The sequence below is a fragment of the Candidatus Blochmannia sayi (nom. nud.) genome (assembly GCF_059935855.1).
Genome location: NZ_CP011796.1, coordinates 296,742 through 309,157, shown reverse-complemented (window position 1 = coordinate 309,157; position 12,416 = coordinate 296,742). Strand labels below are relative to the sequence as shown.

The following is a 12,416-nucleotide window of genomic DNA, read 5'->3' as shown; positions in this document are numbered from 1 at the left end:
ACATAAAATATCTCTTGATGCATATGTTGTTTAAATCTATCAATAAAATATTAAAATATCGATTCTTGTTACTAAATAATCTTATAATTAAAACTGAAATTGAATTCATCACTCAAGATTATAATGATTTTCAAAGATATATTCGAAAATATTAAATATTATTTTGGACGAAGAGTAGGAAATAAAATAACATCACGAATGGTGTGTTGGTTAGTCAGCAGCATTATCAAACGATCTATTCCTATTCCAACACCTGCCGTAGGAGGTAAGCCGTATTCTAAAGCAGTTAAATAATCTTCGTCGTACTCTATCATATTTTCTGTATGAAGATTATTCTTTTGATTATCCAATTTTTCTTGTACTTGCTTTAAGAAACGCTCTTTTTGATCTTCAGGATCATTCAATTCTGAAAAACCATTTCCTATTTCTCGCCCCGCAACAAAAAGTTCAAAACGATCAGTAAACTTTGGATTATTATCATTACGACGTGCCAATGGAGATATTTCTATTGGATAAGAAGTTATACAAGTTGGTTGAATTATTTTTTTTTCTACTATTTCTTCAAAAATAACCATTTGTATTTTGTTTAATTCCCAACAATCACTCACTTCAATTCCAAGCGATTTTGCAACGGAAACTGCAGTATATATATTGTCTATATTTTTATGTTTAATTTCTGGTATATAATAAAAAATAGCTTCCTTTATAGTCATTTGAGTAAAAGGATGTTTAAAATCCAATTTATAATTTCCATAACACACAATGCTGCTGCCTAATACTCGCCATGTTACTGAGCGCAATAAATTTTGTACTAAGATTATTATATCACGATAATCAGCATAAGCCATATATACTTCCATCATTGTAAACTCAGGATTATGATAAGAAGACATGCCTTCATTGCGAAAATTACGATTTATTTCAAATATTTTCTCAAAACCACCTACTACTAATTTTTTCAAATACAGCTCCGGGGCAATACGTAAATACATATTTATACCCAATTTATTATGATATGTAACAAAAGGCTTTGCTACAGCTCCTCCCGCAATTGTATGCATCATAGGTGTTTCTACTTCTATAAAATGATTTTTTTCCATAAATTGACGTATTTCAGAAATAATTAAAGAACGTGTTTTAAACGTTTCTCTTGTGTGTTCGTTAATAATTAAATCTAAATATCTTTGACGATATTTTATTTCTTGATTATTTAAACCATGAAATTTATCTGGTAATGGACGTAATGATTTAGTTAATAATCGAATTTCTTTGCAATTTATTGATAATTCTCCAGTACGTGTTTTAAATAAAATACCACGTGCTCCTAAAATATCTCCTAAATCCCATTGTTTTATATCTGTTTCATAAAAACTCATAGTTAATGAATTAGCGGTAATATATAGCTGCATGCAACCATTAACATCTCTTAAAGTTATAAAAGACGCTTTTCCCATAATACGTTGACTTATTATGCGTCCTGCTATACTTACTTCAATATTTAATTGTATCAATTCTGTATTAGATTTATGTGCATATTTTTTACGCAATTGATCAGAAGTAAAATCACGGCGAAAATCATTTGGAAATGCAATACCTTTTTTACGAAGTTGTGACAATTTTTTTTGACGAACACTTAATTCGTTGTCATCCTCGTTTATATGCAATTTCTGATGAAATCGATCTTTTGAGTATATGTATTTGGACATTATAAAACTCTCTTAGAATATTGTTTAATACTAACTCTTATAAAATCATCTAAATCTCCATCTAAAACAGCTTTTACATCACGCGTTTCAAAACCAGTGCGCAAATCTTTCACTCTCGCATTATCTAAAATATAAGATCGTATTTGGTTACCCCAAGTAATATCAGATTTACTGTTTTCTCTTATTTTTTTTTCATAATTTTTTTTTTGCAACTCAAGTTCATATAATTTAGCTTTAAGCTGTTTCATTGCTTGATTCTTATTTTTATGTTGCGAACGATCACTTTGACATTGAGTAACTATATTTGTAGGTATATGTGTAATACGTACTGCAGATTCCGTACGATTAACATGCTGGCCTCCTGCCCCAGAAGCTCGATAAACATCGAAACGTAAATCTTCTGGACGAATATGAATATTTATATTATTATCTAATTCTGGGTATACAAACACTGAAGCAAATGAAGTATGACGTTTGCCACTAGAATCAAAGGGACTTTTACGTACTAATCTATGTATACCACATTCGGTGTTCAACCAACCATAAGCATAAGACCCGATAACTTGAATGGTTACAGATTTTATGCCAGTAACTTCTCCAGCTGATTCTTCAATAATTTCAGTTATAAATTTTTTACGCTCCATCCAACGCAAATACATACGTAATAACATACTTGCCCAATCTTGAGCTTCTATGCCACCAGATCCTGATTGAATATCAACATAACAATTAGAGTTATCATGTTTTCCCGAAAACATACGACTTATTTCTAATTGAGATAATGTATGTTCTGCATCAATTAATTGCTCATGAATTTCAGAAAGTAAAATGTTATCATATTTTTCTGTTAATTCGATTAAATCATTTAGATCCACTAAATTTTTATAAAGCTGATCAACAATATTAATAGAAACTTTTAAAGAAGAAGATTTTTTACTTAACATCCTTACTGTATCTGGATTTTTCCAAATATCGGGTGATTTTAATTTGGTCTTGATTATTTTTAGATGTTTTTTTTTAAGGTCATATTCAAAAATCATCCTTAAATTTAAACACTCGATTTAACATATTTTGTATATGCTGTTTAGTAAGGTCCATATCTATTATCATAATAACTTTTATTCCTTAATTTATATATTTTATTCACATTATTTGATGTATTATGTTGTACACGATTGATATTTCAGTATGAACGATCATGTTCATATAAAACATGAAATATAATATACGTTATTATGCCACTAATTTAAATAAATACAATTAGATCACAATAACAACTACTAATATTTTAGTAATACTTTATATCACATGATATTCTATTTTGTATTTATATTTTAATATAAATACAAAATTATAATTACAAAACAATAATATATCTCATAAATTAGTTAATATTTTAATTAATTATAGGAACATACCTATTAACATAAAATAACGTAATTATTATTTATAATAATCACCCAAAATTACAAATTAATAAATTATTTAATTATAATATTTATTGCAATTAATATTCGTGGTAATTATTATTACATCATGTCTAAATATCAAATGTAATTTGAATCATATTTATATATGATATATGTTGCGTGTGTTTATTTTTTATTTTCTATGTATTTTATAAGGAAAGATAGATGTCACTTCCTATAATTTTTCCAAATCGATATCCTATACTCTCAAAAGATTTACCATTAACATGCATATCTTTAGAAGAATGGACATTGGTAAAATTATATGGACGAGATGTTATACAATATCTACACAGCCAATTTACTTGTGATATTAAAAATTTAAACAAACATAAATATAGTATTTCTGCGCATTGTAGTCCACAAGGAAAAACTTTTAGTAATATGTATGTTTTTCATCTTAGAAGTCAAGAAATGGCATTTATTGAACGTTTGAATATATCCAAACAACAAATTACAGAAATGAAAAAATATTCAGTATTTTCTGATGTCACTATCATTCCCGATGATAACGCAATACTTATAGGCATAGCTGGAATAAACGCAAGAAAACATTTAAGTGTATTTTTTTCAGTTCTTCCAAATGAAACGAACACAGTGGTGCATCATAAAGATGTTATTTTGTTGCATTTTAGCAATCCAATAGAACGATTTCTGCTAATTATTAATAAAAAATCAACATTAGATTATTTTTTGAATAAATCACAACCTTTCATACAGTTAAATGATAGTCGTCAATGGGTGTTATTAGATATAGAAGCAGGTTATCCGATCATTGAACCTATAACTAGCGGATTATTTTTACCTCAATCTATTAATATAGATGTATTACAAGGTGTTAGTTTTAATAAAGGTTGTTATATGGGTCAAGAATCCATTGCTCGTATTAAATATCGTGGTCGTAATAAACAAAAATTATACTGCTTTTTTGGAATTATTGATTGTAAAAATCACTACAAATTACCAACAGCTGGTGATCAAATAGAATCAAAAACAAATAATCAATACTGGAAAAATATCGGAACTGTTTTACAATCTTGTCAAATTAAAACAAATAACACCATCTTAGTACAAGCAGTCTTAAATATACCAATTTTAGAAAATTCGGAACTAAAAATTACAAACACACAAACTAACGAATATTTTATGCTTTCCATTATTCATAATAAATAATCATAAATGCGCCAAATAATTTGGTTTAAACATTATAATATTTTTAATCATAATGATTTTTTTGTAATAACCATTTTGGCATATCATCTAAACCCATAATGTAATGTAATAAACGCATCTTGAAATTAGGGACTATATTTATTAGATAAAAAATAAGATATTGTGTGTGTTTCAGGATATTATTTTTATTGCGAAGCAACACATGAATATACGGAATATACATGAAATTTTTAATTATTCTACACTTTCTGTTGCGTTCATAATATTTTAAATAATCATAATATCCAATATCTTTATTATTTTTTCTTAGTTGTTTTAGATAATTTAATAGTACTGCTGTGTCTGCAAGATCTAAATTAATATTTTGAAACAATAAAGGACATATACTATATGCTGCCGGTCCTAATAAAACTAATCGGTGATTTACAAAATTATGTGTGTACTGCATTCGTAACATTGAAATTTTTTTTTTATCATTACTATTATGTACAACACAATTACCTAGTACATTACAAATTTTAATTAAATCGTCATTAATAGATTGAGTGTAAGTAGAGACATATAGGTACTTTTTAAGCCCATTCGGTGGTAATAACCAAAAAACAACAGAAAGGTATGCGTTTTTTAATGGCAATAATATTAATAAACCATCATCATGAATAATAGATCGAAGAACATTATTGTGGGGCCGTTCGGTATGAATAATACGAGTTAATCCATAATATTTAGTGTCTCTGAATATTAACGAAATATTTGCATTCTCTCTTACTCGAGAATTAATTCCATCTGCACCGATCACCAATTTCGTTCGAAATGTATCATGATTATATAACGTAATAAGCACCGAATCTTCATAGTAATCTATCACATCAAGTAAATTTGAATCTATAAAAGTAATGTTTTTTGATTGTTTCGCTCGATCAATTAAAGCTTTATATATAATTTTTTTATCAATAACATATCCTAATTCAAGATATCCTAAGTATCCAGAATTAAAAACAATATTTTTTATATTACCACTTTTAAGTATTTCTAGTTTATCCAACAAACTAGAATAATGTACTATATCTTTATTCCAAATTTTTAAATATTGAAGTATTTTTGCACTGGTTATATTAATTAAAGACGTTGTTTCATCCCATTGATTCATTTCAAACATATTTAATCCTGACGGATCGTTTTCTATAATTGCAACACTAAAACACTCACTTAGTCCGCAAGCTAATGCCAACCCAGCAACTCCTTTATTCACAATTAAAATATCAAAACTTTCCACATTACAGTGATTTCAATAAAAATTAATCTGTTTTCCAATTTAATATCTCGTTTACTAAAAGACGTTTCAAAAAAGTACTATAGCTTACAAAAAATAAACCTAAATTTCGAGTAATCACTAATGGCAAATGATGATTACTAAATAAATGTACTAATCCATCAGTAATTTTAATAGTCCGATATTGATCTAAATACCTATGTTTCTGATATGCATTTAATACAGAATAATCTCCAATATCTATGTTTTCATATAATGCTTGTGTAATTATTTTTGATAATACTATAACGTCACGTAATCCAAGATTCAATCCTTGACCAGCAATAGGATGTAAAGTTTGTGCTGCATTCCCGACTAATGCCAATCTATGACTAACATGATTTTTAGAATACATTAACCAGAGATCATGAAAATATCGTTTTCCTATATTTAAAATTTTTCCTAATTTCCATCCAAATATACTCTGTAGTTCTTGAGAAAATTTATTTTTATTCCATAATACTACTTCTTTATATTGATTATTAGATATACACCAAATTAAAAAACTAATATTATTAGACATAGGTAATACAGCTAACGGTCCGTACTCTGTAAATTTTTCAAAAGCTCGTCCAAAATTAGGTATTTCAGTAATAATTTTAGAAACTACAGCAATTTGATGGTAATTCCTTCTAAACTGTCGTATACCACAATGAGTAGCTAACGTTGAATAAGCTCCATCTGCGGCTATTATCAATTTTGAAATTATTTGATGTCCATTGTTTAATGTAATTATATTATTTTTTTTTTCACGTCTAATTTGTTTTAAAGTAGCTGGACAATGTAGATTCACAGTTAATTTTTTATGTAACAAATCAAATAACTTCTTTCTAAAAACATTCAATTCAACAACATAACCCAATTCTGATAATTTATAATCTTGAGCATTAATAAATACTTTATTTAATCTATTATATTCACTAATTTCTACTTGTTTTATAACAGTTGAACACGGTAGTAAAATTGGACCTATATTCATTCGTATTAATTCAGAATAAGCCCCTCGAGATAAAGCTATCACACGAGGAGAACATATACTTAAGGGTACTTGAGAAGTATGATAATAGGGATTATTTTGTTCTATTAAAGATATTTCTAAATTTCCTCTAGTTAATTTAGATAATATTAATGCCAATATTGCGCCCGTTATTCCTCCGCCATTTATAACAATAGACATAAACCATTATCATCTAATATATCAATATTAAAAATTTCAACATTAAGTAAAAAGTATAATTTATATACACTAAATGTAATTAAACTCAATGTAATATAAACTATTTTTAGTACAAAATCAAAAATTATATTCATATCGATATTTTATATCAACTAACATAAATAATTCATTATTCAAAAAATTATTTATCTAACTAAAGATATCATTTTGTAATAAAACAAATCATTCTTATAATTAAAAAACAAACTAATTTTTATATTGAAACTTTTAACAACACTTCATTATCAATTATAATAACATATACAAAAATAATTTTATTATAAGAATCATTGCTCTTGAATTATCAAACATGTTGATAAAATATCATTATTATGACATTCATTTTTACAGAAGAATAAATTCATATGTTTTAAACATATTGCAAATTTATATAAATATAAATATATTTATTGAAGTCAATTTATTTAAATAAATTTTGTTGTATGTTCTAAATATGATGTCTATCTATATAAATAATTTATATACACTATATTGATAAAAATTTTAAAACATTCAAATTTTTTGTAGATCTTATTGTGTCTATAATATAGACAATCATATATATGATATATAAATCAATACCATTTAGGTTTAATGATAATTGATTATTAATCATAATTATTATTTTATATAAATAATTAACTATATAATTAGTTTTCATATGTATTAATATTGATATGTTTTTAAATTATATATTAAAATTATGTTATTATAAAAGATAAATTTTATTCATTCATAATTATTAATTGACTCATAAATAAAAGATAAATTATTATTTATTGACGTTTAATTGAACTTTTATTTTTTTTAAATAAAAAATTTGCATATATATGTAATATATGTACAATTACTGTTATATTTTAAGATCGATTAAAATACATATAACTAAGAGACCAAGGATAAAATATGTCGGAACAACCAATAGATATTCAAATTTTTGGTCGAACACTGCGTATTAATTGCCCATCTCAACAAAAAGATGCATTAAATAAAGCAGTAAAAGATTTAACTAAACGTTTGCAAGATTTGAAAATTAAAACAAAAGTAACTAATGCTGAACAATTAGTATTTATAGCAGCACTAAATATATGTTATGAGTTGGATCAAGAAAAATTAAAAACACATAAATATGCAACTAACATTGAACAACATATATTGTTATTACAACAAACGATCGAAAAAGCTTTAGTTGCTCACGTTCATATTGCTAAAAATTCCAGTAGTTCATTAGAGTATTCTAACTAATATATATAATGTGTATTATTTCACATTTTTTATATTCAAATAAATGAACTGTTGGTGTAACACGCGTATGATATTTTATTTAAAATTCACGTTTCAACATCAGTAACATACAAATATATTATATTTATGTGGCAATTATATGTATGCATGCTAATAAAAAAGTACTATTCCGTCAATCTATTCGTGCTTATATACGTGCTATACGTCGTTCCCTAACATTTGAAGAAAGATATATAGCGGCACAATTAATAACTAATAAAATTATGACTATGGATTATATATCTAAATCAACGCATATAGCAATATTCATTGCTAACGACGGAGAAATAGACACTTCTTTACTAATCAGAACTTTGCTATTTGCACACAAAAAAATATATCTACCGGTTTTACCTCATTCACAATCTGAACCTCTGTTGTTCTTACGATATACATTATCTACCCCTCTTGTACGTAACCGCCTAAATATATATGAACCTAAATGGAATGCTAGTTCTGTCGTGCCGATAGAAAAAATAAATACCATATTTGTTCCATTAGTTGCATTTGATAATTGGGGAAATCGTTTAGGTATGGGTGGTGGTTTTTACGACAGAACTTTACAAAATTGGAAACATCAAAGCAATTACGTTCCTATAGGATTAGCATATAATTTTCAAAAAATACCTAACCAATTACTTCCTGTAGAGACATGGGACATAAAATTACCAAAAATTATTACCCCATCTTATCATTTGGCATTAAATATCGATTAAACAAGTGATACATATCATATATTTTAAACAAAAATATCGAGCACCATTTATAATACTTTAATTTTATAAAGATACTGTGTGTTTTAATTATCAGTAAATAATTTAATATAAATTAATACTAGTTAATACAAACAATTAATTTTTTTATTAATACAAAAGATTTACATAATAATTTTTATACCTTCTTTTGTGCTAATTAATGCGATATCAGCTCGTCTTTGCGCAAATATACCAACGCTTACTACCCCTGGAATATTATTAATAGTTGTTTCTAATAATACAGCATTCGTAATGTTCAGATTATACACATCTAAAATATTATTACCATTATCAGTAATTACATTATATCTATATTCAGGTAAACCACCCAAACGTACTAATTCTCTTGCTACTAATGATCGTGCCATAGGAATAACTTCTACTGGTAACGGTCCACGTCCCAATATACTTACTTGTTTACTACTATCAACAATACAAATAAATTTCTTAGCTACAGCAGCAATAATCTTTTCTTTGGTTAAAGCTCCACCTCCACCTTTAATCATTTGCATATTCATATCAATTTCATCCGCGCTGTCAACATATACATCTAATTCATTCAAATTGTTAAGATTACATAAAGGAATACCTATTTTTTTTAATTGATTAGATGAATGATTTGAACTGGAAACTACACCTTCTATTTTTTCTTTCATACTGTTTAACGCTTCGATAAAATATGTAACAGTAGAACCTGTTCCTACTCCAATAATTTTGCTAGACCGAATATATTCTAAAGCTGCCCAACCTACTGATTTTTTTAGTTTATCTTTTGTCATATTGTGCGCCTATACGTAATGTATATCATATCATATATTGAGTGCATACCAGTTTGATTCATAGTATCTGATTCCAAACAAATAGTCTTTCCATATAAATCATAATAATATTTAATACGCAAACACAACCGCACATTATATAATTAATTACACATAGGATACATGCGTTTCATCTGAACATTTAAATTAAATATTATTAAATAAATATTCTCTATGAAATCAAATGCTATATTTTTCTTATTTTATTGATACAACAACACTAAATATAATTTATTACAAATTTCTTTATATAACAATATTACTACGATAAAAGGTTAACGGCATTTAAAGTACAAAACATTTTTTCTAAGTATTTGACCATTGATTTTTGTCCTGATCGAATCCAAACACGTGGATCATAAAACTTTTTATTTGGCTGATCGAATCCGTATGGATTACCCAACTGAGTTTGAAGAAATTTTTTATTGTCTTTATAATATTTCAAAATTCCTTCCCAAGTAGCCCACTGTATATCAGTATCGATATTCATTTTGACAATACCATAATTTATAGCTTCTTTGATTTCTTCTTCTGTAGATCCAGATCCTCCATGAAATACCAAACTTAAAAAGTTGTTAGGTAATCCAAATTTTTCAGAAACATATTTTTGTGATTTTTGTAAAATTTTTGGATCTAATCGCACATTACCAGATTTATATACACCATGTACATTTCCAAATGATGCGGCTATAATAAATCGCGGACTAATAATATGCAGTTTTTCATAAGCGTAAGCTATATCCTTCGGATTTGTATATAAAAATGAATTATCTAAATAATTATGATCCATTCCATCTTCTTCCCCACCGGTACAACCAAGTTCTATCTCTAAAATCATATCTAATTTATCCATACGATCTAAATATTTTGAACTAATTTTTATATTTTCTTGTAAAGGCTCCTCGGATAAATCAATCATATGGGATGAAAATAATGGATTACCAGTTTTAGAAAAGTGCTGCTCACCTAAATCCAACAAAGCATCTATCCAAGGCAAATTTTTTTTAGTGCAATGATCAGTATGCAAAACAACTGGAACACCATAATGATTAGAAATATGATGTACGTGCAAACTTCCAGAAATGGCTCCTAACACTGCCGCGGAACAATCACTATTTTTATTATTGTCTAAAGCATATCCTGCCATAAAAGCAGAACCTCTATTAGAAAACTGTAAAATAATCGGAGATCGCATATTAGACGCAGCTTCTAATGCAGCATTAATTGAATCCATTCCTATGCAATTCACTGCTGGTAAAGCAAAATTCTTTTTTTTTGCAAAATCAAATATTTTTTGTGCATCTTTTCCGGTAACTACACCTGGTTTTATAGAATCAAGAACATTAATCATTTAATCTCTTCTGTTTTTTTATTAAAAATATATATGAAATTACTCAAATACAAGTCATATCTCTTTATACGCGCATAATAACATCCTGTATTAATATATAATTACTTATTGTATGGTCACATGATATGTTTAATACTTAACAACATGCTCTTCGAGCATTTTTATCGATGGGAATGTTTTTCCTTCAATAAATTCCAAAAAGGCACCACCCCCAGTAGAAATATAAGAAATTTGATCAGAAATACCGAATAAATCAATAGCCATTAAAGTATCACCGCCTCCAACAATGGAAAAAGCATTACTCTTGGCGATGGTATGAGATATCATTTCTGTGCCTTTTCTAAAGTTTGGAAATTCAAATACCCCAATAGGACCATTCCAAAGAATAGTATTAGCATAACTCAAAATATTTAATATTCGAGCAATAGACTCATCACCCAAATCAAGAATCTGTTCATCATCTTTAATATCCATCACAGCTTTCATAGTGACCTGAGCAGTTTCAGAAAATTCTGTACTTACTTTTACATCAGTAGGGATAGGTATATCACAATTTTCTAAAATCCTTTTAGCTGTAGGTATAAGTTCTTCTTCGTACAGAGATTTGCCTACTTTTTTTCCTTGAGCTGCTAAAAAAGTATTTGCAATGCCCCCTCCTACTATAAGAGAATCTGCGATTCTTGACAAAGAATCTAAAACAGTCAATTTAGTAGACACTTTAGATCCTCCAACTATCGCAACCATCGGTCTGACAGGATTGTATAATGCTTTGCTTAAAGCTTCCAATTCTTTTTCTAATAACAATCCAGCACAAGCTACAGAAACAAATTTACCTATACCATGTGTAGAAGCTTGCGTGCGATGAGCGCTTCCAAAAGCATCCATGACAAATATATCGCATAACATAGCATATTTCTTTGATAAAAGATCATCATCTTTCTTTTCTCCTTTATTAAAACGTACATTTTCTAATACTAAAAGCTCTCCTTCTGTAAAATTTACTCCTTCTAAATAATCTTTAATTAACCGAACTTCTTTGATATTTTGATCGACCAAATGCTCTTTCAAACACTCAACCACAGGTTGTAAAGAAAATTGTGTATTATAATTTCCTTCTATTGGACGACCTAAATGAGAAGTTACCATAACATATTTGCTTTGATTTAAAGCTAATTTAATAGTAGGCAATGATGCGTAAATTTTTCTATTAGAAGTAACAATTCCATTTTTAATAGGTACGTTTAAATCAGCACGAATCAAAACACGCTTATCCGTTAGGTTTAAATCATTTATTTTAATCATAGTCATGATGGACAACCTTGTATGTATAAA

Annotated in this window: 10 protein-coding genes; 3 read left to right on the top strand and 7 right to left on the bottom strand. The window is 27.3% G+C overall.

What is annotated here, in order from left to right; all coding sequences use genetic code 11:
* Positions 1-158: 158 nt before the first annotated feature.
* Positions 159-1,706: a lysine--tRNA ligase gene (lysS, locus tag Bsayi582_RS01350; RefSeq protein ID WP_500816013.1), complete on the bottom strand. Its 1,548-nt coding sequence runs from the start codon at positions 1,704-1,706 to the stop codon at positions 159-161.
* Positions 1,706-2,804 (bottom strand): peptide chain release factor 2 gene (prfB, locus tag Bsayi582_RS01345; protein WP_500816086.1). Its coding sequence is split into 2 segments (ribosomal slippage): positions 1,706-2,758 and positions 2,760-2,804, totalling 1,098 coding nucleotides; the frame shifts between segments, so codons are not numbered across the junction. Before prfB ends, lysS begins: the two co-directional genes overlap by 1 nt.
* A 536-nt stretch (positions 2,805-3,340) precedes the next feature.
* On the opposite strand from prfB, the gene ygfZ reads away from it, so the two are divergent.
* Complete coding sequence (gene ygfZ / locus Bsayi582_RS01340; protein ID WP_500816012.1) at positions 3,341-4,348, top strand: tRNA-modifying protein YgfZ; 1,008 nt, start codon at positions 3,341-3,343, stop codon at positions 4,346-4,348.
* A gap of 43 nt (positions 4,349-4,391) precedes the next feature.
* Here the strand turns inward: ygfZ and Bsayi582_RS01335 are convergent, their stop codons facing one another.
* Together Bsayi582_RS01335 and ubiH are read right to left on the bottom strand one after the other, a co-directional pair.
* Positions 4,392-5,624 (bottom strand): FAD-dependent monooxygenase, encoded by a 1,233-nt coding sequence (locus Bsayi582_RS01335; RefSeq protein WP_500816011.1) that lies wholly within the window; start codon positions 5,622-5,624, stop codon positions 4,392-4,394.
* Between the two features lie 22 nt (positions 5,625-5,646).
* Entirely contained in the window at positions 5,647-6,837 is a 1,191-nt protein-coding gene (gene ubiH, locus Bsayi582_RS01330) for a 2-octaprenyl-6-methoxyphenyl hydroxylase (RefSeq protein WP_500816010.1), read from the bottom strand.
* Between the two features lie 945 nt (positions 6,838-7,782).
* On the opposite strand from ubiH, the gene zapA reads away from it, so the two are divergent.
* Positions 7,783-8,121 carry a cell division protein ZapA gene (gene zapA, locus Bsayi582_RS01325; protein WP_500816009.1) on the top strand — a complete coding sequence of 113 codons (339 nt, stop codon included), beginning with the start codon at positions 7,783-7,785 and terminating at the stop codon, positions 8,119-8,121.
* Between the two features lie 143 nt (positions 8,122-8,264).
* Entirely contained in the window at positions 8,265-8,876 is a 612-nt protein-coding gene (locus Bsayi582_RS01320) for a 5-formyltetrahydrofolate cyclo-ligase (RefSeq protein ID WP_500816008.1), read from the top strand.
* Positions 8,877-9,037: 161 nt separating this feature from the next.
* Here Bsayi582_RS01320 and rpiA read toward each other — a convergent pair whose 3' ends face one another.
* From rpiA to Bsayi582_RS01305, 3 genes are all read right to left on the bottom strand, one after another.
* Positions 9,038-9,694, bottom strand: a complete 657-nt coding sequence (gene rpiA / locus Bsayi582_RS01315) for a ribose-5-phosphate isomerase RpiA (protein WP_500816007.1) — start codon at positions 9,692-9,694, stop codon at positions 9,038-9,040.
* A gap of 301 nt (positions 9,695-9,995) precedes the next feature.
* A complete protein-coding gene (fbaA, locus tag Bsayi582_RS01310; RefSeq protein WP_500816006.1) occupies positions 9,996-11,084 on the bottom strand; it encodes a class II fructose-bisphosphate aldolase in 1,089 nt (362 codons plus the stop codon).
* A 129-nt stretch (positions 11,085-11,213) separates the two neighbouring features.
* The gene (locus Bsayi582_RS01305; RefSeq protein WP_500816005.1) at positions 11,214-12,392 is read right to left on the bottom strand and encodes a phosphoglycerate kinase; all 1,179 of its coding nucleotides are present in this window, start codon (positions 12,390-12,392) and stop codon (positions 11,214-11,216) included.
* Positions 12,393-12,416 lie beyond the last annotated feature (24 nt).

Coding starts and splice junctions, on each gene's coding strand:
- Bsayi582_RS01305 (WP_500816005.1), bottom strand. CDS start 12,392: ATGACTATGATTAAAATAAATGATTTAAACCTAACGGATAAGCGTGTT.
- Bsayi582_RS01320 (WP_500816008.1), top strand. CDS start 8,265: ATGCATGCTAATAAAAAAGTACTATTCCGTCAATCTATTCGTGCTTAT.
- ygfZ (WP_500816012.1), top strand. CDS start 3,341: ATGTCACTTCCTATAATTTTTCCAAATCGATATCCTATACTCTCAAAA.
- fbaA (WP_500816006.1), bottom strand. CDS start 11,084: ATGATTAATGTTCTTGATTCTATAAAACCAGGTGTAGTTACCGGAAAA.
- ubiH (WP_500816010.1), bottom strand. CDS start 6,837: ATGTCTATTGTTATAAATGGCGGAGGAATAACGGGCGCAATATTGGCA.
- zapA (WP_500816009.1), top strand. CDS start 7,783: ATGTCGGAACAACCAATAGATATTCAAATTTTTGGTCGAACACTGCGT.
- rpiA (WP_500816007.1), bottom strand. CDS start 9,694: ATGACAAAAGATAAACTAAAAAAATCAGTAGGTTGGGCAGCTTTAGAA.
- lysS (WP_500816013.1), bottom strand. CDS start 1,706: ATGTCCAAATACATATACTCAAAAGATCGATTTCATCAGAAATTGCAT.